Origin of the sequence: Streptomyces sp. DH24 (assembly GCF_029813775.1) — a bacterium.
In the GTDB taxonomy this organism is placed as follows: Bacteria; Actinomycetota; Actinomycetes; order Streptomycetales; family Streptomycetaceae; genus Streptomyces.
The window spans coordinates 64,759-88,317 of the sequence record NZ_JARVKW010000009.1; the positions used below are offsets into that span (position 1 = coordinate 64,759).

The 23,559-nt window shown below is 73.8% G+C and carries 23 protein-coding genes; 3 read left to right on the forward strand and 20 right to left on the reverse strand.

Translation table 11 applies throughout. The features are described from left to right. Positions 1–143 precede the first annotated feature (143 nt). The 4 genes from groL to QC282_RS09810 all read right to left on the reverse strand — a co-directional run bounded on the left by groL (position 144) and on the right by QC282_RS09810 (position 4,252). The gene (groL, locus tag QC282_RS09795) at positions 144–1,769 is read right to left on the reverse strand and encodes a chaperonin GroEL (RefSeq protein ID WP_279548871.1); all 1,626 of its coding nucleotides are present in this window, start codon (positions 1,767–1,769) and stop codon (positions 144–146) included. 118 nt (positions 1,770–1,887) lie between these two features. Then, complete coding sequence (gene groES, locus QC282_RS09800) at positions 1,888–2,196, reverse strand: co-chaperone GroES (protein WP_014178834.1); 309 nt, start codon at positions 2,194–2,196, stop codon at positions 1,888–1,890. A gap of 356 nt (positions 2,197–2,552) precedes the next feature. Then, a complete protein-coding gene (locus QC282_RS09805) occupies positions 2,553–3,281 on the reverse strand; it encodes a polysaccharide deacetylase family protein (protein ID WP_279548872.1) in 729 nt (242 codons plus the stop codon). After that, positions 3,278–4,252, reverse strand: coding sequence for a polysaccharide deacetylase family protein (locus QC282_RS09810; RefSeq protein WP_279548873.1), 975 nt, complete (start codon positions 4,250–4,252; stop codon positions 3,278–3,280). Before QC282_RS09810 ends, QC282_RS09805 begins: the two co-directional genes overlap by 4 nt. Positions 4,253–4,342: 90 nt before the next feature. On the opposite strand from QC282_RS09810, the gene QC282_RS09815 reads away from it, so the two are divergent. Beyond that, positions 4,343–5,503, forward strand: coding sequence for a methyltransferase domain-containing protein (locus QC282_RS09815; RefSeq protein WP_279548874.1), 1,161 nt, complete (start codon positions 4,343–4,345; stop codon positions 5,501–5,503). 13 nt (positions 5,504–5,516) lie between these two features. Here the strand turns inward: QC282_RS09815 and QC282_RS09820 are convergent, their stop codons facing one another. From QC282_RS09820 to tsaB, 8 genes are all read right to left on the reverse strand, one after another. Next, complete coding sequence (locus QC282_RS09820; protein WP_279548875.1) at positions 5,517–6,815, reverse strand: sigma-70 family RNA polymerase sigma factor; 1,299 nt, start codon at positions 6,813–6,815, stop codon at positions 5,517–5,519. A 50-nt stretch (positions 6,816–6,865) separates the two neighbouring features. Next, positions 6,866–7,222 (reverse strand): YciI family protein, encoded by a 357-nt coding sequence (locus QC282_RS09825; protein WP_279548876.1) that lies wholly within the window; start codon positions 7,220–7,222, stop codon positions 6,866–6,868. 290 nt (positions 7,223–7,512) lie between these two features. Then, positions 7,513–8,553, reverse strand: a complete 1,041-nt coding sequence (locus QC282_RS09830) for an LCP family protein (protein WP_279548877.1) — start codon at positions 8,551–8,553, stop codon at positions 7,513–7,515. 141 nt (positions 8,554–8,694) lie between these two features. Next, positions 8,695–9,744 (reverse strand): LacI family DNA-binding transcriptional regulator, encoded by a 1,050-nt coding sequence (locus QC282_RS09835; protein ID WP_279548878.1) that lies wholly within the window; start codon positions 9,742–9,744, stop codon positions 8,695–8,697. 257 nt (positions 9,745–10,001) lie between these two features. Then, positions 10,002–10,259, reverse strand: coding sequence for a hypothetical protein (locus QC282_RS09840; RefSeq protein WP_279548879.1), 258 nt, complete (start codon positions 10,257–10,259; stop codon positions 10,002–10,004). Beyond that, positions 10,256–11,341, reverse strand: a complete 1,086-nt coding sequence (gene tsaD / locus QC282_RS09845) for a tRNA (adenosine(37)-N6)-threonylcarbamoyltransferase complex transferase subunit TsaD (RefSeq protein WP_279548880.1) — start codon at positions 11,339–11,341, stop codon at positions 10,256–10,258. The genes QC282_RS09840 and tsaD overlap by 4 nt, the downstream gene beginning before the upstream one ends. Then, positions 11,334–11,840 carry a ribosomal protein S18-alanine N-acetyltransferase gene (rimI, locus tag QC282_RS09850; RefSeq protein ID WP_279548974.1) on the reverse strand — a complete coding sequence of 169 codons (507 nt, stop codon included), beginning with the start codon at positions 11,838–11,840 and terminating at the stop codon, positions 11,334–11,336. Before rimI ends, tsaD begins: the two co-directional genes overlap by 8 nt. Positions 11,841–11,893: 53 nt before the next feature. Continuing rightward, the gene (gene tsaB, locus QC282_RS09855) at positions 11,894–12,547 is read right to left on the reverse strand and encodes a tRNA (adenosine(37)-N6)-threonylcarbamoyltransferase complex dimerization subunit type 1 TsaB (RefSeq protein ID WP_279548881.1); all 654 of its coding nucleotides are present in this window, start codon (positions 12,545–12,547) and stop codon (positions 11,894–11,896) included. A 142-nt stretch (positions 12,548–12,689) separates the two neighbouring features. Between tsaB and QC282_RS09860 the strand changes: the two genes are divergently transcribed. Then, a complete protein-coding gene (locus tag QC282_RS09860; protein WP_279548882.1) occupies positions 12,690–13,250 on the forward strand; it encodes a hypothetical protein in 561 nt (186 codons plus the stop codon). A 66-nt stretch (positions 13,251–13,316) separates the two neighbouring features. Here the strand turns inward: QC282_RS09860 and QC282_RS09865 are convergent, their stop codons facing one another. From QC282_RS09865 to QC282_RS09890, 6 genes are all read right to left on the reverse strand, one after another. Further along, positions 13,317–13,505 carry a hypothetical protein gene (locus QC282_RS09865; RefSeq protein WP_279548883.1) on the reverse strand — a complete coding sequence of 63 codons (189 nt, stop codon included), beginning with the start codon at positions 13,503–13,505 and terminating at the stop codon, positions 13,317–13,319. A 197-nt stretch (positions 13,506–13,702) separates the two neighbouring features. Beyond that, positions 13,703–14,215 (reverse strand): tRNA (adenosine(37)-N6)-threonylcarbamoyltransferase complex ATPase subunit type 1 TsaE, encoded by a 513-nt coding sequence (tsaE, locus tag QC282_RS09870; RefSeq protein ID WP_279548884.1) that lies wholly within the window; start codon positions 14,213–14,215, stop codon positions 13,703–13,705. Next, complete coding sequence (locus QC282_RS09875; RefSeq protein ID WP_279548885.1) at positions 14,181–15,455, reverse strand: alpha/beta hydrolase; 1,275 nt, start codon at positions 15,453–15,455, stop codon at positions 14,181–14,183. The genes tsaE and QC282_RS09875 overlap by 35 nt, the downstream gene beginning before the upstream one ends. 115 nt (positions 15,456–15,570) lie before the next feature. Next, on the reverse strand, positions 15,571–16,755 hold the full coding sequence (alr, locus tag QC282_RS09880; RefSeq protein ID WP_279548886.1) for an alanine racemase: 1,185 nt from the start codon (positions 16,753–16,755) through the stop codon (positions 15,571–15,573). An 81-nt stretch (positions 16,756–16,836) separates the two neighbouring features. Then, positions 16,837–17,736 (reverse strand): L,D-transpeptidase family protein, encoded by a 900-nt coding sequence (locus QC282_RS09885; RefSeq protein ID WP_279548887.1) that lies wholly within the window; start codon positions 17,734–17,736, stop codon positions 16,837–16,839. Positions 17,737–18,236: 500 nt separating this feature from the next. Continuing rightward, positions 18,237–19,670 carry an NAD(P)H-hydrate dehydratase gene (locus tag QC282_RS09890; RefSeq protein ID WP_279548888.1) on the reverse strand — a complete coding sequence of 478 codons (1,434 nt, stop codon included), beginning with the start codon at positions 19,668–19,670 and terminating at the stop codon, positions 18,237–18,239. Between the two features lie 232 nt (positions 19,671–19,902). Here QC282_RS09890 and QC282_RS09895 point away from each other — a divergent pair, with 232 nt between their 5' ends. Continuing rightward, a complete protein-coding gene (locus QC282_RS09895; RefSeq protein ID WP_279548889.1) occupies positions 19,903–21,117 on the forward strand; it encodes a hypothetical protein in 1,215 nt (404 codons plus the stop codon). Between the two features lie 33 nt (positions 21,118–21,150). Here the strand turns inward: QC282_RS09895 and QC282_RS09900 are convergent, their stop codons facing one another. Together QC282_RS09900 and glmS are read right to left on the reverse strand one after the other, a co-directional pair. Continuing rightward, on the reverse strand, positions 21,151–21,522 hold the full coding sequence (locus QC282_RS09900; RefSeq protein ID WP_279548890.1) for a holo-ACP synthase: 372 nt from the start codon (positions 21,520–21,522) through the stop codon (positions 21,151–21,153). A 54-nt stretch (positions 21,523–21,576) separates the two neighbouring features. Beyond that, entirely contained in the window at positions 21,577–23,424 is a 1,848-nt protein-coding gene (gene glmS, locus QC282_RS09905) for a glutamine--fructose-6-phosphate transaminase (isomerizing) (protein ID WP_279548975.1), read from the reverse strand. Between the last annotated feature and the right edge of the window lie 135 nt (positions 23,425–23,559).

Consider the following 23,559-nt stretch of genomic DNA (forward strand, 5'->3'; position numbering starts at 1 on the left):
CCCGCCGCGCCGTGCGGGAACGTCCGCAAGGACCACCCACCGCCCGGCAGAACGCCGGGGCCCTGCCCTCCGCGTACGGAGGGCAGGGCCCCGGGGACGCCTGACGGCGTCGTTCCACTCAAGCGGCCGCGAGCGGCCTTCGGTCAGTGGGAGTGGCCGTGGCTGTGGCCACCGGCGGCCGACTCCTCCTCTTCCTTCTTCTCGACGACCAGGGTCTCGGTCGTGAGGAGGAGGGAGGCGATGGAGGCGGCGTTCTCCAGGGCGGAGCGGGTGACCTTGACCGGGTCGATGACGCCGGCCTTGATCAGGTCGCCGTACTCGCCGGTCGCGGCGTTGAAGCCCTGGCCCTTGTCGAGCTCGGCGACCTTGGAGGTGATGACGTAGCCCTCCAGGCCGGCGTTCTCGGCGATCCAGCGCAGCGGCTCGACGGCGGCCTTGCGGACGACGGCGACACCGGTGGCCTCGTCGCCGGTCTTGCCGAGGTTGCCCTCCAGGACCTTCACGGCGTGGACGAGCGCGGAGCCACCACCGGAGACGATGCCCTCCTCGACCGCGGCGCGGGTCGCGGAGATGGCGTCCTCCAGACGGTGCTTGCGCTCCTTCAGCTCCACCTCGGTGGCGGCGCCGACCTTGATCACGCACACGCCGCCGGCCAGCTTCGCGAGGCGCTCCTGGAGCTTCTCGCGGTCCCAGTCGGAGTCGGTGTTCTCGATCTCGGCCTTGATCTGGGCGACGCGGCCCTGCAGGTCCTCGGCCTTGCCGGCACCCTCGACGATCGTGGTGTCGTCCTTGGTGACGGTGACGCGGCGGGCGGAACCGAGGACGTCGAGGCCGACCTGGTCGAGCTTGAGGCCGACCTCCTCGGAGATGACCGTGGCGCCGGTGAGGACCGCCATGTCCTGCAGCATCGCCTTGCGGCGGTCGCCGAAGCCGGGGGCCTTCACGGCGACGGCGTTGAAGGTGCCGCGGATCTTGTTCACGACCAGGGTCGACAGGGCCTCGCCCTCGACGTCCTCGGCGATGATCAGCAGCGGCTTGGAGGAGTTGGTCTGGATGACCTTCTCGAGCAGCGGCAGGAGGTCCGCGATGGCGGAGATCTTGCCCTGGTGGATCAGGATGTACGGGTCGTCGAGGACGGCCTCCATGCGCTCCTGGTCCGTCACGAAGTACGGCGACAGGTAGCCCTTGTCGAAGGCCATGCCCTCGGTGAAGTCCAGCTCCAGACCGAAGGTGTTGGACTCCTCGACGGTGATGACACCGTCCTTGCCGACCTTGTCCATCGCCTCGGCGATGAGCTCGCCGACCTGGCTGTCCTGGGCGGACAGACCGGCCACGGCGGCGATGTCGGACTTCTCGTCGATCGGGCGGGCGGTCGCGAGCAGGTCCTCGGAGACGGCGGCGACGGCCGCGTCGATGCCCTTCTTCAGGGCGGCCGGGGAGGCGCCGGCGGCGACGTTCTTCAGGCCCTCGCGGACGAGCGCCTGGGCCAGCACGGTCGCGGTGGTCGTACCGTCACCCGCGATGTCGTTGGTCTTGGTCGCCACCTCCTTGACCAGCTGGGCGCCGAGGTTCTCGTACGGGTCCTCGATCTCGACCTCGCGGGCGATGGTGACGCCGTCGTTGGTGATCGTCGGGGCGCCGAACTTCTTGTCGATGACGACGTTGCGGCCCTTGGGGCCGATCGTCACCTTCACCGTGTCGGCGAGCTTGTTGACGCCGCGCTCGAGGGCGCGACGGGCGTCCTCGTCGAACTTCAGGATCTTCGCCATGGGAGCGTGAGCCCTCTCGGAAATCTGGGTGAAAGTACTGCGCCCCGGGCGCCCGGCTTCTTAGGTCGCGGGGGCCAGGGGCGCAGTTCGAGCAAAAGGTGCTTTGCGTCGAGGTGAATTACTTCTCGATGATCGCGAGCACGTCGCGGGCCGAGAGGACGAGGTACTCCTCGCCGTTGTACTTCACCTCGGTGCCGCCGTACTTGCTGTAGAGCACGACGTCGCCGACGGATACGTCGAGCGGAAGACGGTTGCCGTCCTCGAAGCGGCCCGGGCCCACGGCAAGGACGACGCCCTCCTGGGGCTTCTCCTTGGCGGTGTCCGGAATGACCAGGCCAGAGGCCGTGGTCTGCTCGGCGTCGAGCGGCTGGACCACAATGCGGTCCTCGAGCGGCTTGATGGCAACCTTGGAGCTGGCGGTCGTCACGATCCGACCTCCCCCTTCGGAGATCTCACGGGGTTAACTGTCTGAGGTGGCGACCAGGTCGATCCGTCGTCGCGGGTGCCGGACCTGCCCGTCGCGTTGTTGGCACTCTCCTGGGGGGAGTGCCAGAGCCGAGACTATGACCGCGATTAGCACTCGGTCAAGCGGAGTGCCAATTGCCGTGCGGCGCGGCGGGGGCGACGCGCGCTCACCGGCGTGCCCTCGGCGCCCGTCGTCGACGTGACCGTCCCCCCGGGGCCGCCGCCCCCGGGGACCCGCTTCGGCCTGAACGGCCTCGTTCCCGAACGCCGGACGGGCCGAGTTCAGGCCGGGCCGAGTTCATCCGGCCGGGCCGAGTGTCATGACAGGTGGTCCTCCAGGCGTCCCACCCTCAGCCCCGCCTTCTCGATCAGTTCCAGGAGACGGGTCGTGCGGGCGTGCAGGGACAGGGCGAGGGCCTCCGTGGCGGGGACCGAGACGATGTCCCCGGGGGCGAGGCGGCGGGCGCCCCGGGTGAAGGTCAGCGCGGCGTTGCCGTCCAGGGTCGCCCGGGCCAGGACGACGGCGCGGATGCCGCAGCCGGCCGCCGCCTGGCGGGTGGTCGTGTCGTAGCGGCCGTACGGCGGGCGGAAGAGGTGGGGGCGGATGCCGAAGCGGGACCTGAGTTTGTTCTGCTGGCCGCAGATCTCCGCGCGCTGACCGGCGTACGGCAGGCCGGGCAGGGCCGGGTGGTCGAGGGTGTGGTTCTGGATGCTCGCGCCGACCGCGCGCAGCCGGGCGAAGTGGGCGTAGCCCGGGCCGACGACGCTGTCCGTGAGGAACATGGTGACCGGCAGGCGGCGTTCGCGGACGAGGTCGATGAAGGCCGGGTCGCGTTCGGCGCCGTCGTCGTACGTCAGGAAGACCACCCGGTCGCGGGTGGGGACCCGGTCGACCACGGGCGGGAGGGAGCGCGGCGCCGCGGGGCGGGCGAGGGTGTGCGGGGCGCGGTCCGTGGACTTGCCGCCCGAGGAGTCCAGGGCGGGCGCGCAGCCCGTGAGCAGCAGCGCCGTCAGGGCGGCCGCGACCGGCAGGCGGCGTGCTGTCACAGGTAGTCCTCCAGGCGCGCCACCGCGTACCCCTCCGCCGTGATCTTGTCGAGGAACCGGCGGATCATGTCGGGCATGGTGCCCTTCCAGTGCTCCCGGCCCCGGAAGTGGCTCAGGACGATGTCGCCGGGGCGCAGCTCGCGGTCCCATTCGCGGTAGGCCCAGCGGTCGGCGAAGACCTCCTCGTTCCACAGGGGGACGTGGGTGATGCCGCAGGACTTGGCGGCGCGCAGGGTGTCCTTGTCGTAGTTGCCGAACGGCGGCCGGAACAGGACGGGCCGTTTTCCGTAGCGCTTCTCGATGACGCGCTGCATGCCGCAGATCTCGCGCTTCTGGCGGGCGTACGACAGGGCGGGCAGGTAGGGGTGGTGGAGGGTGTGGTTGTTCAGGACCACTCCCCCGTCCCGCATCCTGCGGAAGTAGCCGTAGTCCTCCTTGATCAGGTAGTCGCTGAGGAAGGCGGTGTACGGCAGGCGCAGCTCGCGGGTCATGCGCAGGAACGCCGGGTCCTTCTCGGCGCCGTCGTCGATGGTGAGGAAGACGACCTTGTCCCTGGTCGGGACCGTGGTGAAGACCGGCGGGAGTTCCAGGGCCTCGTGGCCGTCGACCTCGAAGCCCTTGCGGGTGGTGATGCGCGGCTTGGTGGCGGGCGCGGGCGGGGCGGTGAGCGGCACCTTCCGCAGGCCCCAGCGTTTGGCGGCGGCGACGCGGGCCGCGTGGGAGGCGCGGAGCTTCGTCGCGTACGAGTCGAGGGCGCGGGCCGGGGCCTCCTCCAGCCGCGGCTGCCCGGCGGCCGGCCGGACCCCGGTGGCGCCGTCCCCGTCTCCCCGGTCCCCCCGCGCGCCGCCGGAGCCCTGCGCGCAGCCCGAGGCGATGGCGGCGACGGCGAGTACGGCGATGCCGCCCCGGACCCGCACGCTCCGGGACAAGGGAAACGCCCGGCTTTTGTCATTTTGTCGTACTGCTCGCATGGAGCGGGATCCTCCCAGGCACCCGCCCCGAACCCGGCCCGACACCGCCGCCGGAGGCGCACCGTCCACCGACTGGCCCACAATGACCCGGTGAACGACCTCGCCCCCCTCCTGACCCCCGAAGGCCGCGCCCTCCTCGACGAGGTGCGCGGCACCGCCCCCGCCGAGGAACTCGCCGTCGCCACCCGGCTGCGCCGCGAGCACCCGGCCGAACTGGTGTCGGCGGCGCTCGGCCAGGCCCGGCTGCGGCAGCGGGCGGTGGCGAAGTTCGGGGCCGAGGACGCCGGCCGGATGTTCTTCACGCCGAACGGGGTCGAGCAGTCGACGCGGGCGAGCGTCGCGGCGTACCGGGCGCGCAGGATGGGCGAGCTGGGCGTCACGTCCGTCGCCGACCTGTGCTGCGGGATCGGCGGCGACGCGATCGCGCTGGCGCGGGCCGGCATCCGCGTCCTCGCCGTGGACCGCGATCCGCTGACGGCGGCGGTGGCGCGGGCGAACGCCGACGCACTGGGGCTCGCGGAGCTGATCGAGGTGCGGGAGGCGGACGTCACGGAGGTGGACACCGCCGGCTTCGACGCCGTCTTCGTCGACCCGGCCCGGCGCGGCGGTCGGGGCCGCGTCTTCGACCCGGAGGCGTACTCCCCGCCCCTGTCCTGGGCGGTGCGGGCGGCCGGCACGGCACCGCACGCGGCCCTGAAGGTCGCCCCCGGCATCCCGCACGAGGCGGTGCCCGAGGCGGCCGAGGCCGAGTGGATCTCCGACGGCGGGGACGTGAAGGAGGCCGTGCTGTGGTTCGGCACCGCCCCCGGCGCCGTACGCGCCACCCTGCTGCCGGGCCCGCGCACCCTGCTCTCCCGCCGGCTGCCCGACCCCGCCGTCCGCCCCGTCGGCCGGTACCTGTACGAGCCCGACGGCGCCGTCATCCGCGCCCACCTCGTCGCCGAGGTCGCCGAACAGCTCGACGGCGGACTGCTCGACCCGACCATCGCGTACGTCACGTCGGACACGCTGCGGCCCAACCCGTACGCCACCGCCTACCAGATCACCGACCAACTCCCCTTCAACGTCAAGAAGCTGAAGGCCCTGCTGCGGGAACGGCAGGTCGGCGTCCTGACCGTGAAGAAACGGGGCTCGGCCGTCGAACCGGAGGAACTGCGCCGCAAGGTCAAACCGCAGGGCCCGCACGCGGCGACGGTGTTCCTGACCCGGGTGGCGGGGGCGCCGACGATGCTGGTCGGGCATCCCGCGTAGGTGGCAGGGGCGTTCAGGCCGACTCGGCCGCCCGGCGCAGCAGCAGTTCCCGCTCCCGGGCGTTGCGGGCGAGCGAGGCCGCGCGCCGGAACTCCGCGGCGGCCTCCGGTCCCCGTCCCAGGCGGGCCAGCAGATCGCCCCGCACACTGGGCAGCAGGTGGTAGTCCCGCAGGGCCGGTACGCCGGACAGCGCGTCCACCAGCTTCAGGGCCGGCTCGGGGCCCTCGGCCATGGAGACGGCGACCGCGCGGTTGAGTTCGACCACCGGGGACGGGGCGCGGGCCGCGAGCAGGGCGTACAGGGTGGCGATGCGGCCCCAGTCGGTCTCCTCGTAGGTGTACGCGTGCGCGTGGCAGGCGGCGATCGCGGCCTGGAGGGCGTACGGGCCGAGCATGCCGTCCGCGGTGGCCTCGGCCCGGCCGAGCGCGGCGACGCCGCGGGCGATGAGCATGCGGTTCCAGCGGCGCCGGTTCTGGTCCTTGAGGAGCACCGGTTCGCCGGACGCGTCGGTGCGGGCGGTGGCGCGGGACGCCTGGAACTCCAGCAGCGCGGCCAGCGCGTGCGCCTCGGACTCCTTCGGCATCAGCGCCGACAGCACGCGGGCCAGCCGCAGCGCCTCCTCGCACAGTGCGGGGCGCAGCCAGTCGTCGCCCGCCGTGGCGGCGTAACCCTCGTTGAAGATCAGGTAGATGACGTCGAGCACGGAACCGAGCCGGGCCTCGCGGTCGGGGCCGTACGGCACCTCGAAGGCGACGTTCCGCGTGGCGAGCGTCCGCTTGGCGCGCACGATGCGCTGCGCGATCGTGGCCTCGGGGACGAGGTGGGCGCGGGCGATCTCGGCGGTGGTGAGACCCCCGAGCAGCCGGAGCGTGAGCGCGATGCGCGCCTCGGCGGACAGCACCGGGTGACAGGCGGTGAAGACCAGCCTGAGCAGGTCGTCGTCGATGTCCTCCGGGTCGGCGGGCTCCTCGGGCGGCGCCGTGGTCTCCAGGTCGCGGCCGATCTCGGCGAGCTTGCGGGCGTAGTTGTCCCGGCGGCGCACCAGGTCGACGGCGCGGTGCCGGGCGGTGGCCATGAGCCAGGCGCCGGGATTGCCGGGCACTCCGTCGCGCGGCCACTGCTCCAGCGCGGCGACGAGCGCGTCCTGCGCCAGTTCCTCGGCGATCCCGACGTCCCGCACGATGCGGGCGACGCCGGCGATGATGCGCGGGGACTCGATGCGGAACACGGTCTCGACGGTGACCCGGGGGTCGGTGGCGGTACCGGGGCGGTCGTCGGGGGCGGCCGGACCGACGGGGTGCTGTGGGCTCACAGCACCCCATTCGACACCCGGCGCGGCGAACGGCCAAGGAACGCGCGGGCTCAGCCGGCGACGATCTCCCGCACCTCGCAGGTGAACTCCCAGCCCTCGCCGTGGACCCTCAGGAACCGGGAGGCCCACTCCTGCGCCTCGGCCAGGTCCTTGCACTGCATGATCGCGTAGCCGCCGACGACCTCCTTGGTCTCGGTGAACGGCCCGTCGGTGACGGACACCTTCTCGCCGTTCCAGTGCATGCGCGCGCCCTGCGCGGTCGGCGTCAGACCGGCGGTGTCGAGCATCACCCCGGCCTTGGTCATCTCGTCCAGCAGCTTCTCCATGCGCTCCATCACCTCGGGGCCGGGGTGCTCGGCGGGCATGTTGTTCTCGTCGATGCGAATCAGCGACATGTAGCGGGGCACGGTGACTCCTCGGGTCGGTCGGGCCGGGTCCTTCCCGGCCTCTCACCCGTGCGTCGATCGGGCTCCGGCCGTCTCGACACGGTCACCGGAATTTCTTCGGGAGATTTTTCCGGCCCGGCGTGCGGGCGTAGCCACGCCCGGGGTCCGGGGTCCGGCACGGCCACGCCCGGGGTCCGGCACGGCCACGCCCGGGGTCCGGCGCAGCCGCGCCCGGTCGTGGATGCCGGCCGTGCGTTCCCGGCCTGACGCGGGGCCTCCGGCCACCGGCCCCGGTTCCTGCCCCACCGCCGTCAGCGCAGCGACTCCCACAGTTCCGCCGCCTCCGGTTCCCGTGCCACCACGCGGTTGGGGTCCTCCGGCGCCGGGACCACCGGCATCGTCACCGTCGTCACGTCGTCCGCCGTGAGGTCGCGCAGGCTCTGCCCCAGGCGGATCAGCTCGGCCAGCGAGTCCAGGCCCGTGTCGGTCGTCAGGCTGCCGGTCACCGCGTCCGCGACCTCGTACAGCCGTGCCGGGTCGGTGAGCAGACCGGTGTCCCCGAGCCGCGTCAGCAGGGCCTTCACCAGGTGCTGCTGGAGTGCGATCCGGCCGAGGTCGCTGCCGTCGCCCAGGCCGTACCGGGTGCGGGCCAGGGCCAGGGCCCGCGTGCCGTCGAGGTGGTGGGTGCCGGCGGCCAGCCGCAGACGGCTCAGGTCGTCGTCGATGTCCGCCTCGGTGGTGACGGTGACGCCGCCGAGCGCGTCCACCAGCTTCGCGAAGCCCGCGAAGTCGATCTCGACGTAGTGGTCCATGCGGACGCCGGTGAGCGTCTCGGCCGTCTTCACCGCGCAGACCGGACCGCCCACCGCGTACGCGCTGTTGAACATCGCCCGGTGCGCCACCGCCGTGTCGCCGCCCGACGGCGACGGACAGGACGGCCGCGTGACGAGCGTGTCGCGCGGGATGCTGACCACCGTGGCGCTGGTACGGCCCGCGTCCAGGTGCACGACCATCGCCGTGTCCGAGCGGGCGCCGGTGCCGCTGCCGCCGCCGAGCCGCCGGTTCTCGCTGCCGGCGCGCGAGTCCGAGCCCAGCACCAGGATGTTCAGCGCCCCGGACCGGAGCGGCGCGCCGGACGAGGCCGGCGGCTCCGGTCCCGCCGGGCGGTCGTCGCCGAGCGCGCTGTTGATGTCGACGCTGTCGATGTTGCCGTTGAGGTGCCCGTACGCCCAGCCCGCCGCGGCCACGCCCAGCGCCAGCACCCCGGCCAGCGCGAGGCCGGCGGCCTTCAGCAGGGCGGGGCGCCGGCCTCGTCGTGGGCCCGCGTCGCCGTTCCCGTCGTCTCCCGTCACGGGCAGGAACGTACGTCCGAATTATTTCAGGACGCGCTCTCGGGGCGGCTTTCTTCGGAAATTCTCAGACTTCCCGAACCCGGGAAGCCCTCGGAGGCCGTCGCGCGTCGCGCCTCGGGCGGCTTCGAAAAGTTTCGGGCGTCACGCCGGGGGCGCCGCCGTACTGCTGCGCACCACCAGGCTGGTCGCCAGTTCCACCCGGGTCGCGGCCGGGGTGCCCTCCTCGCGCCCGAGGGCCAGCAGCAGCTTCGCCGCGGCCTCCGCCATCTCCGTCAGCGGCTGCCGGACGGTCGTCAGCGGCGGCCCCACCCAGCGCGCCACCGGCAGGTCGTCGAAGCCGACCACGCTGAGGTCCTCGGGAATCCGCAGCCCCAGTTCGCGCGCCGCCTCGTACAGCCCGAGCGCCTGGAGGTCGTTGCCGGCGAAGACGGCGGTGGGCCGGTCGGGGCGGCGCAGCAGGGCCAGGCCCTGGCGGTAGCCCGCGTCGTGGTGGAAGTCGCCGGCCCGGATCAGGTCGGGGTCCACCGGCAGCCCGGCGGTCTCCAGGGCGGCCCGGTAGCCGTCGATGCGGGCGCGGCTGCACATCATGCGGGACGGGCCGCTGATCGCGCCTATGCGGGTGTGTCCGAGGTCGACCAGGTGCCGGGTGGCGGCGAGGCCGCCCTGCCAGTTGGTGGCGCCGATCGACGGCACGTCCGCGCCCGGGTCGCCGGCCGGGTCCATCACCACGAACGGGATGGAGCGGCTGGTGAGCAGCGCGCGCTGCGACCCGTCGAGGTCGGACAGCACGAGGATGACGCCGTGCGGGCGGCGCGCGGCGACCTGGTCGGCCCAGCTGCGGCCCGGTGTGAGCCGCCCCGCGCTCTCGGAGAGCACGACGCTCAGCCCGGCGTCGCGGGCCACGTTCTCCACGCCGCGGATGACCTCCATCGCCCAGGCGCTCTCCAGCTCGTGGAAGACCAGGTCGATCAGGGGCGAGCGGCTCGCCTCGGCGCGCCGGCGCCGGTAGCCGTGGGCGCGCAGCAACTGCTCCACGCGGGCCCGGGTGCCCGGGGCGACGTCGGCTCGGCCGTTGAGGACCTTCGAAACAGTCGGCGCCGACACACCGGCCTCGCGGGCGATCTCGGCGAGGGTCGCGGTCTGCGCGGACCGTCCTCGCGTCCGGGTTCCTGCGGGCTGCGGTGATGTCATGGCGGCGATCGTAACCCCGTACGGCCCCGGCACGAAGACCTCTCACTGTCCCGCACCTCCGGAACATTCGGCTGATGACGCGAAACATTCGAACCGGGCGACGGGTGGACACCCCCGGAGTTCACCCACCGTTCAGAGCGCGCAGTGGCCGGAACCGGCGCCCCGGAACTATTTCTGGCTGGGCAGGGCCGCGACAGCCGCCCGCTGGGAACGGCGGCACGGCCTCGTCGTCCGGTGCGCAGGCGGCGGCTGGGCGGTCAGTCGGCGCCCAGCGACTCGAACCGCCACCGGTGCACCGCCCGCGTCACCAACTCCCCCGGAGGTTCCGGCAGTTCCGGAAGGTCCGCGTCGTACTCCGCCGCCCACCACGTGACGACCAGCACCCGGTCCTGCGGGGCGCGGAAGGTCTCCCGGCGCAGGGGCCGCGCCGGGAGTCGCTGTGCGCGCGCCCAGGCGAGCAGGTCCGCGCCCCGGCCGTCGGCCGCCCGCGCCTCCCACATCAGCGCGACCGTCACGAGTAGAGGTTCTCCCCGCTGATCTCGTGCACGTGGTCGTGGCCCGGCACATGCGGTTCCGTCACCGGCAGGGAGGAGTCCGCGGACAGGTCCCAGCTCGACGCCGGCCGGTTCCTGGCCACCATCTCCGCACCCAGCGCGGCCACCATCGCCCCGTTGTCCGTGCACAGCTTGGGGCGCGGCACGCGCAGCCGGATGCCGGCCGCCTCGCAGCGCTCCTGGGCCAGCGCCCGCAGCCGGGAGTTGGCCGCCACGCCGCCGCCGATCATCAGGTGGTCGACACCCTCGTCCTTGCAGGCCCGGACCGCCTTGCGGGTCAGCACGTCCACGACCGCCTCCTGGAAGGACGCCGCCACGTCACGCACCGGGACCTCCTCGCCCGCGGCCCGCTTCGCCTCGATCCAGCGGGCGACCGCCGTCTTCAGCCCGGAGAAGGAGAAGTCGTACACGGGGTCGCGCGGGCCGGTCAGGCCGCGCGGGAACGCGATCGCCTCCGGGTCGCCCTCGCGCGCGTACCGGTCGATGACCGGACCGCCGGGGAAGCCCAGGTTCAGCACGCGGGCGATCTTGTCGAAGGCCTCGCCGGCCGCGTCGTCGATGGTGGCGCCCATCGGGCGGACGTCCGAGGTGATGTCCGAGGACAGCAGCAGCGAGGAGTGCCCGCCGGACACCAGCAGCGCCATCGTCGGCTCCGGCAGCGCGCCGTGCTCCAGCTGGTCCACGCAGATGTGCGACGCCAGGTGGTTCACGCCGTAGAGCGGCTTGCCGAGCGCGTAGGCGTACGCCTTCGCCGCCGACACGCCGACCAGCAGCGCGCCCGCCAGGCCCGGCCCGGCGGTCACCGCGATGCCGTCCAGGTCCGTCGCGCTCACCCCGGCTTCCTTCAGCGCGCGGTCGATGGTCGGGACCATCGCCTCCAGGTGGGCCCGCGAGGCGACCTCCGGTACGACACCGCCGAAGCGGGCGTGCTCGTCGACGCTTGAGGCGACCGCGTCCGCCAGCAGAGTGGTGCCGCGGACGACGCCGACACCGGTCTCGTCGCAGGAGGTCTCGATCCCCAGTACCAGGGGTTCGTCAGTCATGGATCTCGGTTCCTTGTACGGAGGGTGAGGAGGCGTCCGCGGCGCTGCCGCCGTCGGACGCCGTGGTCGTCAGTCGCATCACCAGGGCGTCGACGTTGCCCGGCTGGTAGTAGCCACGCCGGAAACCGATGGCCTCGAAGCCGAAGCGCTCGTACAGCTTCTGCGCGCGGACGTTGTCCACGCGGCACTCCAGCATCACCTCGGCGCACTCGAAGGCGGTCGCGGCCTTCAGCAGTTCCGTCAGCAGCCGGGAGCCCAGGCCGGTGCCCCACTGTTCGCGGGCCACGGCGATGGTCTGCACGTCCGCGAAGTCGCCGGAGGAGGCGAGGCCCGCGTAGCCGACGATCCGCCCGTCCGCCTCGGCGACCAGGTAGCGCCGGGTCGCCTCGGGGCCGCGCGAGTGCGCCAGCTCGGACCAGAACATGCCGCGCGACCAGGCGTCCTCGGGGAAGAGGTCGCGTTCCAGTTCCAGCACGGGGTCGATGTCCCACCAGCGCATCTCGCGCAGCACGGGAGTCACCGACGCGGTCTTCGCTCCGGTCGTCCGTCCCGTCACTTGGGGGTGACCACCTTGTAGTTCTTGGGCACCTGGGCGTCGGGCCGGCGCAGGTACAGCGGCCGGGGCGCCGGCAGTTCCTCCCCGCGGGCCAGCTTCTCGGCGGCGAGTCGGGCGAGGGCGGCGGCGGACACGTGCTCGGGCTCGTGCGCCTGCGGGAAGGTGTCCGGGTACAGCAGGGCGCCCGCGCCGACCGCGGGCAGGCCCTCGACCTGCTCGGCGATGTCGGCGGGCCGGTCGACGGCCGGGTCGGTGACGCGGGTGCGGGAGTCGGCGTAGCGGGCCCAGTAGACCTCCTTGCGGCGGGCGTCGGTCGCCACGACGAAGGGGCCCGGCAGGTCGGCCGCGTACGCGAGGCCGTCCAGCGTGCACACGCCGTGCACGGGCACGCCGAGCGCGAGCCCGAAGGTGTCGGCGGTCATCAGACCGACGCGCAGCCCGGTGTACGGGCCGGGGCCGATGCCGACGACGACGCCGGTGACCGCGCCGAGGGCGAGGCCGGCCTCGCCGAGCACGCGGTCGACGGCCGGGAGCAGCAGCTCGCCGTGTCGGCGGGCGTCCACCTGGCTGGACGAGGCGATGACGTCCGTGCCGTCGTGCAGCGCGACGGTCACGGCGGGAGTTGCGGTATCGAGAGCGAGCAAGAGCACGCAAACAGCCTACGGCTCCGGCGCCGCCCGCACCGTCGCCCCGGCCCGGGTGGCCGCCTCCTGCTACCGTCGCCACGGAACGCGACGGTCCGTTTACCGTGCGCGAGCAGTGCGGACGACGTACGGGAGAGGTGGGACGACGGTGGCAAGCAGCAGCTCCGCAATCGTGGCCGGGCTCACCGCGGCGGCCCTCGCGACGGTGGGCTTCCTCGCGTACCAGGCGTCGGCGACCGCGCCCGCCGAGTTCGGCAGGCCGCAGGCGACCGTCCCGCCCGAGGTGGCCGCCGCCAAGGCGCCCCGCGCCAAGCGGCACCCCACCGCGCTGCCGGCCGGGTCCGGGAAGGGCGTCCGGGTCGTGTACTCGCTGGACGACGACCGGGTGTGGCTGGTCGGCGAGGGCGACCGGGTCCGGCGCTCGTTCCGGGTCAGGCCCGGCGCGGTCGACCCGCTGCCCGGCGTCTACGCCGTCACGTCCCGCTCGAACTCGGTGCGCGGCTCCGACGGCGTCCCCGTCGAGCACGTCGTCCGCTTCGCCGGCGTCGACGGGGTGTCCATCGGCTTCAGCGCGGCGGTGGACGACTCGGCGCCGGCCACCCCGAGGAACCCGAGGAAGAAAACGGGCGGCATCCGGGAGACCCGCGCGGACGGCGACGCGATGTGGCGGTTCGCGACGATCGGCCGGAAGGTCGTCGTCATCCGCTAGGCGCCGTGGGCGGCTTGCCCGCGCCCGCCACAGGGGACCGGGGACCCAGGCGGCGGCCGGAGGGCCTCAGGCGGCTTCCCGGTGGCCCACGGGCGGCAGGGTGCGTCCCGACGGCCGGGGCTCGCCCGTCCCGCCCGGTTCCGGCGCCCGCGGTGGCGTGGAGACCGCCTGCGCGGCGGCACAGGACGCCAGCAGGTCACGCATGGACACCCCGGCGACCGCGGACGGCTGCGGCGTGGTCTCTGACGTGGGCATGGACGCCTCCTGGGGGCCGGGGGCGGGCGTGGTTAGGCAGACCTAACCACGGACTGGATACCATGTGACCACGCATGGGAGGCCCGGCGCAAGATTTTCCCGACGCCGTGTCGGTACGTCGGCCCGGGCCGGTGCGGAGCCGCCGATCCGGGCCGGCCGCGTGCCGGTGCGCCGGCCGGGCGGGTCGGCCGTACGGCTCAGGCCGCCAGCACGCTCAGATCGACCGCCGCCCAGCGCTCCCCGAGCCCGGTCAGCGTCACGTGCCGCACCTCGTCGGTCGTGTCGCCGACGGCACGGTGGATGACGACCTGCAGCCGCTCCTCGGTCAGCTCCTCGACCTTGCCCTCGCCCCACTCGACGACGATCACCGACTCCGGCAGCGAGACGTCGAGGTCCAGGTCCTCCATCTCGTCCAGGCCGCCGGACAGCCGGTAGGCGTCGACGTGCACGAGGGGCGGGCCGTCGCCGAGCGAGGGGTGCACGCGCGCGATGACGAACGTCGGGGACGTGACCGCGCCGCGCACGCCCAGGCCCTCGCCGAGCCCGCGGGTCAGGGTCGTCTTGCCCGCGCCCAGTTCACCGGAGAGCATCACGAGGTCGCCGGCGCGCAGCAGTTTGGCGAGCCGGCGGCCCAGCTCCTTCATCTGGTCGGGCGAGGTGATCGTCAGCCGGGTGTCAACCGGGTTGTGCGGTGCCGCTGGTGCTTCCATAGCCCCCCACGGTAGCTCCTGCCGGCACCGCGCCCACGCGCGTGAGCAGGTCGGCGAGGCGGTCCGTGACCACCTCCGGGTGCTCCAGCATCACCAGGTGCCCGGCGTCCGGTACGAGCACCAGCTCCGCGTCCGGCAGCAGGTCGGCGATGGCCTCGCTGTGCTCGCTCGGCGTGACGAGATCGCCGACGCCGGCCAGCACGAGCACCGGTATCTCCCGGAAGTGGGCGAGCGCCTCCGTCTTGTCGTGGTCGGTGAACGCCGGGTAGAACTCGGCGACCACGTCGATCGGCGTGCCCTCGATCATCCGCTCGGCGAACCGGGCGACGGCGGGATCGACGTCCCGTGAGGAGAACGAGTACCGCTTGATGATCCCGGCGAACAGGTCGGCCGTCGCCCGGCGCCCCTTCTCCACCAGCTCGGCCCGCTGCCCCAGCGCCTTCAGCACGCCCGGCAGCACCCGCCGCACCGCGTTGACCCCGGCCACCGGCAGTCCGAAGTTGACCTCGCCGAGCCGCCCCGACGAGGTGCCGACGAGGGCGGTGCCGACCACACGCTCGCGGATCAGCTCGGGGAACTGGTCGGCCAGCGCCATCACGGTCATGCCGCCCATCGAGTGCCCCACCAGCACGAGCGGCCCCTCGGGGGCGGCGGCGTCGACGACGGCCTTGAGATCGCGGCCGAGCTGCTCGATGTCGAGCGGCGTGCCGTCCTGCACCTGGGCCACGCCGCGCCCGGAGCGGCCGTGGCTGCGCTGGTCCCAGTACACGGTGCGCACGACACCGCGCAGCGCGGCGCGCTGGAAGTGCCAGGAGTCCTGGTTGAGGCAGTAGCCGTGGCTGAACACCACCGTGACGGGCGCGGGCGCCTTGCGGCCGAACAGCCGCCTGCGGCGCGGCCCGGTCGCGCCCACGGCCTCCGGGTCCACCTCGTCGACCTCGTAGTACAGCTCGGTGCCGTCGTCGGCGTGGGCCTTGCCGGGCATGCCGCGCAGCCCGCCGTACGGGCCCGCCGAGTCGAGTGCCAACCGGGCCTTCTGGCGCATGCCGCGGCCGACGGTGAGCCGCTCTATGGCCACGCCGGCCGCCGCGCCCGCCGCGACGATGCCGATCGCGGCGCCCGCGAGGCCGGCCCGGCGCCAGGTGCCCGCCGCTCCACCGGCAGCGGCGGCGCCGCGGGCCGCGGACGCGGCGGCGGCCGTGGCGGCGTTCGCCACGGCCTCCGCGCTGCTCTCGCTCACGAACCCCTCCTCGTCGCCGCCGTCGCCGTCCCGGACGCCGTCCCTGTCTGTGCCTCTACCCGCGCTTCGGCCGCTGAGGCCGCCCCACGGGTCACCCGTGGGCGGGTGCCGGGTGTCACCCCTCCCGCGGTCCGGGTTCCTCGTTCACATAGACGCGCGGGACGCGCCACCCGATCCGGGTGACGATCTCGTACGCGATGGTTCCCGCGGCCTGCGCCCAGTCCTCCGCGGTGGGCTCGCCGCGGTCGCCGGGGCCGAACAGCACCGCTTCGGCGCCGGGCGCCGGCTCGTCACCGCCGAGGTCGACGACGAACTGGTCCATGGCCACGCGCCCCGCGACCGTGCGCCACTTGCCGTCCACCAGGACCGGACCGGCCGAGGAGGCGTGCCGCGGGATGCCGTCCGCGTAGCCCACGGGGACGAGGCCGAGGGTGGTCTCGCCGGGCGTCGTGTAGTGGTGCCCGTAGCTCACGCCGTGGCCGCCCGGCACGTGCTTGACCAGGGCCAGCGAGGCCGACAGCGTCATCACGGGGCGCAGCCCGAAGTCGGCCGGGGTGCCGACTTCGGGGCTCGGCGAGATGCCGTAGAGCGCGATGCCGGTCCGTACGAGGTCGAAGTGGGCCTCGGGGAGCGTGAGCGTGGCGGGCGAGTTGGCGATGTGCCGCACCTCGGGGCGGGCGCCCCGCGCCTCGGCGTGCGCCAGCATCTCCCGGAAGACGGTGAGCTGCGCGGCGACCGAGGGGTGGCCGGGCTCGTCGGCGCAGGCGAAGTGGGACCACAGGCCGGTGATCCGCAGCAGGCCGTCGGCCTCGGCGCGCAGGGCCTCGGCGACCAGCTCGGCCCAGTCGCCGGGCTGGCAGCCGTTGCGCCCGAGGCCCGTGTCGGCCTTGAGCTGCACGCGCGCGGGGCGGCCCGCCTGCCGGGCGGCCTCGGTGACCTCGCGCAGCGCCCACATGCCGCTGACCGACACGTCGAGATCGGCCTCGACCGCCTCGCGCCAGGGCCCGCCCGGCGTCCACAGCCAGCACATGATCCGGACATCCGGCGGCAGGCCCCCGGAGCGGCGCAGCGCGAGCGCCTCCTCGGGCGTCGCCGTGCCGAGCCAGGTGGCGCCCGCCGCGACGGCCGCGCGGGCGCACGGCAGCGCGCCGTGGCCGTATCCCTCGGACTTGACCACGGCCATCAGGGCGGCTCCGGCGGCCCTGGCGCGCAGGGCGCGCACATTGGCCCGCAGGGCGGCCAGATCGATCTCGGCGCGGGCGCGCAGGGGTGCCGTCCGCGGGCTTGCTGTCTCAGTCATCGCGCCCCCAGTCTCTCAGAGGGCTCCGACAGCCCGGCCCGGCCGGGCGCGCGCCCGGCCCGGCAGCCGCGCGCGCCTCGCCTACGTCCCGGGCTTTCGGCCCCACACGTACACCCGGTCGCCCTTGCGCAGCACGCTCCACAGTGCGCGCGCGTCCCGGACCCGCAGGTTGACGCACCCCATGGAACCGGGCCGGGCGTGGACGCTGCCGTAGATGCCGTGGAAGGCCTGGCCGCCGCTGAAGAACTGCGCGTACGGCATCGGCGTGCGGTACAGCGTCGACCAGTGGTTCTTGTGCCGCCAGTAGACGCGGTGCCAGCCGGCCCTGGTGCGGTACCCGGCCCGCCCGCTGCGGATCGGCACCGGCCCGTACAGCACCTTCCGGCCCTTCTGCACCCAGGTCAGCTGCCTGCCGAGATCGACGCAGGCGACCCGGTACGCGCGCACGGGACATCTGCGCCCGGCGTTGGGCCTCAACTGCGCGGAGACGAGCCGCATCCGGGCCCAGGTGACGGGACCGGCATAGCCGACGGCGGGCCTGATGCCCTGCCACTGCTGGAAGGCGCGGATGGCCCGGCAGTCGGCGGGCGACTGCCTGCCGTCGGCCCTCAGCCTCAGCCACCGCTCGGCCTGCCGCTGGTACGGTCCGGTCCGCCTCGTACAGCCCGCCGCCCGGGTGTCCGCCCCGCCGGGCGGCATGTGCTCGACGAGGTCGTCCGTGCCCTCCGCCGCGTCCGGCGGCTCCACGGCGTCCTCGGCGGCGCTCGGCGTGTACACCTCCGGCGGCAACGCCTGGTCGGGCGTGTCCACCGCCCCCGGCCGGAACGGCCCCGGCTCCGGCCCGCTCACCAGCCGCCCCTCGGGCCCGGTCCCCGGCGGCACGGGTGCGCCGGGCACCCCCGAGGCGGCCCCGACGGGCAGCACGGCAACGGCGGCGAGCAGCACCGCGACACTCCGACGCACGACACGTCTGCTGATCATGCGATCAGACAAGCGCGGGGCGGGGTGGCGACGGGGGCGGCGCGCTGGGGGGTCACTCGGACGCACGGGCGCGGTTTCCCGGCCGGGGGCGGCCGGGGAGGCCGGGCGCGTGGCCGGGAGGCCGGGGGTGCCCACGGAGCCCTGGGCAGGCCGGGAAGCCGGGCCTAGCCACGAAGACTCCGGGCAGGCCAGAAACCGAGCCCGACCACGGAGGCTCCGGGCTTGACCACGGAGGCTGAGCGCAGCCAAGCGGGCCACTCACAGCCACGCAAGCCAGGCGCAGCCAGGAGGCTTTCCGGCCCAGCAAGTCGGTGTCCGGCCACGCCAGTCGGTGTCCGGCCACGCCAGTCGGTGTCCGGCCACGCCAGTCGGTGTCCGGCCACGCCAGTCGGTGTCCGGTCCCGCGGCGTTTCCGGGCCTCGCGCGGGCCGGCGGCGTTTCCGGGCCTCGTGCGGGGCGACCACCCGTCCGGGGCGCCGGCCGCCTCAACTCCGTAACCGCTACCGGCCCATGACGTCCCGCCAGGCCCTCGGCACCGCCTCCGCCACGTCGTGCGCGCCCGCCGGCGCGCCGTCGGAGGCGAAGCGCCCCGCCAGCCCGTGCAGGTACGCCGCCACGCTGCCCGCGTCCCGCGCCGGCAGCCCGGCCGCCAGCAGCGAACCGGCGAGTCCGGACAGCACGTCGCCGCTGCCGGCGGTGGCAAGCCACGACGTCCCGGTCGCGTTCACCCGCACCGGCCCGCCCTCCGCATCGGCGACCAGCGTCGTCGAGCCCTTCAGCAGCACCGTCGCCGAGTACCGCGACGCCAGCTCCCGCACCGCGGCCAGCCTGGCCCCCTCGACCTCCTCGCGGGAGACGCCGAGCAGCGCGGCGGCCTCTCCGGCGTGCGGGGTCATCAGGGTCGGCGCGGTCCGGGCCCGTACGGCGTCCCGGTCGGCCAGCCGCAGCCCGTCGGCGTCGATCAGCACGGGCACGTCGGCCGCCAGCACCTCGGCGACGGTGCCCGCGTCGTCACCGGCGCCGGGTCCGGTGACCCACGCCTGCACGCGCCCCGCCTTTTTCGGACCCCGGTCGGAGACGAGCGTCTCGGGGAACCGGGCGATCACGGCGTCCCCGGCGGGACCCACGTACCGCACGGCCCCGGCGCCGCCCCGCAGCGCGCCGGACACGGCCAGCACGGCGGCGCCGGGGTAGCGGCCCGACCCGGCGGCGATGCCGACGACGCCGCGCCGGTACTTGTCGCTCTCGGCGCCCGGCACGGGCAGCAGCCGGGCGACGTCCGCGTGCTGGAGCGCCTCAAGGTCGGGCTCGGCGGGCAGTTCGAGTCCGATGTCGACCAGCCGTACGGAACCGGCGTGGTCCCGTGCCGGATCGACCAGCAGCCCCGGCTTGTGCGTCCCGAACGTCACCGTCAGGTCGGCCCGCAGCGCCGCGCCGCGCACCTCACCGGTGTCCGCGTCCACGCCGCTCGGCAGGTCGACGGCGACGACGGCGGCCCGGGACCGCTCGGCGGCCGCCGCGAGGGGCACCGCGTCCGGCCGCAGCCCGCCCTTGCCGCCGATGCCGACGATGCCGTCGACCACGAGGTCGGCGCGCGCGATCGGTTCACCGGCGGCGGCGGAGCCGGTGACCGACCCGCCGGCCCGGCGCAGCGCCGCGAGGCCGCCCGCGTGGGTGCGGTCGGGCGTGAGCAGCACCGCCGTGACGCCCGCGCCGCGCCGGACGAGGCGGGCACCGGCGTAGAGGGCGTCGCCGCCGTTGTCGCCGCTGCCGACGAGCAGGACGACGCGGCTGCCGTACACGCGCCCGAGCAACTCGGCGCAGGCGGCGGCGAGTCCGGCGGCGGCGCGCTGCATCAGCGCCCCCTCGGGAAGCCGTTCCATGAGTCGGCGTTCGGCGGTCCTGACGGTTTCCACGCTGTAGGCACTACGCATGGGGACGAGTGTCCCGCACGAGGGCGCGGGACGCCGGGCGGCGTGCGACTCCGCGCACGGTCCACGCCCCCCGGCAGCCCCGGCAGTGCCCGGCAGCCCTGGGAATCGAAAGTTCTCGACAACCGACGCAACCCGTTGACCTCCCGGCACGCCCTTGCCACAGTCTGGCCGACCCCCACAGGTGAATCGATTCATGAGGAATCGGTTCGACGACGAGCGGAGGACCGTCCCCATGGGACGCAGAGCCTTACTCCCGAAACTCCCCAGGACCGGCCGCGGGCGCGCGGCCGTCGCCGCCGCCGGTGCCCTCCTCGCCGCGGCGGGCGTACTGACCGCCCCGGCCACCGCCGCGCCGACCAGCGCCGCCCCGGCCACCGCCGCCCCGGCCCGCGCCGCCGCCTGCGGTGACGGCACCTACCACGCCGAGGCCGTCCTGAGCGGCAGCACCTGGACCGCACGGCGCGGCAGCAGCGTCGTCTACACCGGCGGCGACATGCGCTCGGCCGTGCAGGCCGCGATCGGCAGCCTGACGTCGGGCCGCACGGCGAAGGAACGGGTCGTGGTCCGCGGCTCCGGCTCCCTGTCCGCCGGGTCCCGCATCTCCCTGCCCAGCTACACCGCCCTCGACGTCTGCGGCACGATCAACGTCACCGGCAGCGGCTCGGGCGACCAGGCGCCGGTCTACTCGCGCGGCACCCGCGACATCGAGGTCCAGCACCTCAACGTCACGGGCACCCCGCTGTACGGCGTCTTCCTGCGCAACGTGCAGAACGTGGTCCTGGGCCAGATCGACATGCGCCTGTCGGCGGGCCTCGGCGTCCGGATCGACAACCGGGGCGACACCAGCCAGTGGACGAGGAACGTCCGCATCGACTCGGTGTACGTGTCCGGCGCCTCCAGCCACGCGGTCGAGACGTACGGCGTCGACGGCATCACCATCGGCACGGTCACCGCCCGCAACGTGGGCGGGTCGGGCCTGCTGTTCAACCAGACCGTCAACGCCACGGTGACGAAGGTCGACGCCGACGGCGCGGGCACCGGCACCGGCTACGCCGCCTTCCGCATGGCCAACCGCAACGGCCGGGTGGGCAGCGGCTACCCGACCAACATCCGGGTGGGAGAGGTCGTCGCCCGGGGCGGCGGACGCGGTGTGTTCTGCGTGTCGGAGAGCGGCGGCGCGGTCATCGACCGGGTCAGCATCTCCAACACCGGCAACAACGCGATCCTCATCGAGAACTGCTACAACGTGAACCTCGCCGCCCAGAGCGGCACGGTCAGCGGCGGCGGCGAGATCCGCCTGGCGGCGCGCACGGAGTTCCCGAACAACTCCGACATCACCATCCAGAACCTGACGGTGACGAACTCCGCCATCAGGGAGAACCCGTGCGGCACGAACACCACGTTCCGCAACAACACGCTGGTCAACAGCACCCAGTCGATCTGCTGACGGACGCCCGCAGGGGGGTGGGGCCGGCCGGCCTCACCCTTCCGCGACGACCACGGCCGAGGCGACCCCGGCGTCGTGGCTGAGGGACACGTGCCACGACCGCACCCCGAGTTCGGCGGCCCGCGCGGCGACCGTCCCGGACACCCGCAAGCGGGGCTGCCCGCTGTCCTCGACGTACACCTCGGCATCGGTCCAGTGCAGCCCGGCCGGCGCGCCCAGCGCCTTGGCCAGCGCCTCCTTGGCGGCGAACCGGGCGGCCAGCGAGGCGACCCCCCGCCGCTCCCCACTGGCCAGGAACAGCTCGCTGTCCAGGAACAGCCGCCGCGCCATCCCCGGCGTACGCGCGAGGGACGCCGCGAACCGGTCGATCTCGGCGACGTCGATACCGACCCCGATGATGCTCATGCCGAGCAGCCTACGGCGCGCGCACGCCGGCCCCCGGGGACGGCCGGCCCTGCCCTACTCCACCGTGACCGACTTGGCCAGGTTCCGCGGCTGGTCCACGTCGTTGCCCCGGGCGGTGGCCAGTTCGCAGGCGAACACCTGGAGCGGCACCGTCGCGACCAGCGGCTGGAGCAGGGTCGGGGTGGCCGGGACGCGGATCAGGTGGTCGGCGTACGGGACGACGGCCTCGTCGCCCTCCTCCGCGATCACGATCGTGCGGGCACCCCTGGCGCGGATCTCCTGGATGTTGGAGACGATCTTGTCGTGCAGCACCGAGCGGCCGCGCGGTGACGGGACGACGACCACCACCGGAAGGTCCTCCTCGATGAGGGCGATCGGCCCGTGCTTCAGCTCGCCCGCCGCGAAGCCCTCGGCGTGCATGTAGGCGAGCTCCTTCAGCTTCAACGCGCCTTCCAGGGCGACCGGATGGCCCACGTGCCGCCCCAGGAACAGCACCGTGTTCTTCGCGGCGAGCGAGCGTGCCAGTTCCCGGACCGGCTCCATCGTCTCCAGGACGCGTTCGACCGCGCCCGAGATATGCGAGAGGTCCCGGATCACGGCCCGGATCTCGTCGCCCCACTTGGTGCCGCGCACCTGGCCCAGGTACAGCGCCACCAGGTAGCACGCCACCAGTTGCGTCAGGAACGCCTTCGTGGAGGCGACCGCGACCTCCGGTCCGGCGTGGGTGTAGAGCACGGCGTCGGACTCGCGCGGGATGGTCGAGCCGTTGGTGTTGCAGATGGCCAGCACCTTGGAGCCCTGTTCGCGGGCGTGGCGCAGTGCCATCAGGGTGTCCATCGTCTCGCCGGACTGGGAGATCGCCACGACCAGCGACCGGGGGCCCAGGATCGGGTCCCGGTAGCGGAACTCGCTCGCCAGCTCCACCTCGCAGGGAATCCGCGTCCAGTGCTCGATGGCGTACTTGGCGATCAGCCCGGCGTGGAAGGCCGTACCGCACGCCACGACGACGACCTTGTCCACCTCGCGCAGGTCCGCCACCGAGATGCGCAGTTCGTCCAGGGTCAGCGAGCCGGCCGGGTCGATGCGCCCGAGCAGTGTGTCGGCGACCGCCTTCGGCTGCTCGGCGATCTCCTTGAGCATGAAGTAGTCGTAGCCGCCCTTCTCGGCGGCCGAGGCGTCCCAGTCGATGCGGTACGACCGCACGTCGGCGGGCCCGCCGTCGAAGCCGGTGACCGTCACGCCGTCGCGGCGCAGCTCCACCACCTGGTCCTGGCCGAGTTCGATCGCGGAGCGGGTGTGGGCGATGAACGCGGCGACGTCCGAGGCGAGGAAGGCCTCGCCCTCGCCGACGCCGACCACGAGGGGCGAGTTGCGGCGGGCCCCGACGACGACGTCCGGTTCGTCGGCGTGCACCGCGACCAGCGTGAACGCGCCCTCCAGTCGCCGGCACACCAGCCGCATCGCCTCCGCGAGGTCGGCGCAGGAGGAGAACTCCTCGGCGAGGAGGTGGGCGACGACCTCGGTGTCGGTCTCGGACTCCAGCGTGTGCCCCCGCTCGGCCAGTTCGGCCCGCAGCAGCGCGAAGTTCTCGATGATGCCGTTGTGGACGACGGCGACCCGGCCCGCGTTGTCGAGGTGCGGGTGGGCGTTCGCGTCCGTCGGTCCGCCGTGGGTGGCCCAGCGGGTGTGCCCGATGCCGGTCGTGCCGGTCGGCAGGGGCCGCTCCGTCAGGTCCTTCTCCAGGTTGACCAGTTTCCCGGCCTTCTTGGCCGCGGCCAGCCCGCCGTCCGCGAGCACGGCGACGCCCGCCGAGTCGTAGCCCCGGTACTCCAGTCGCTTCAGTCCGGCCGTCACGACCTCGAGCGCCGACTGCGACCCCACGTATCCCACGATTCCGCACATGGAACGGCAGCCTACGATCAGATCCACTCTGAAAACGGTCGCCGCGTGCCCGAAATCGGAAATTCCCACCGGGGTACGAACCCCCGGTGGAAATGATTCCGCGCAGCGAAAGGAACAATCCGCGCAAAAGCGACG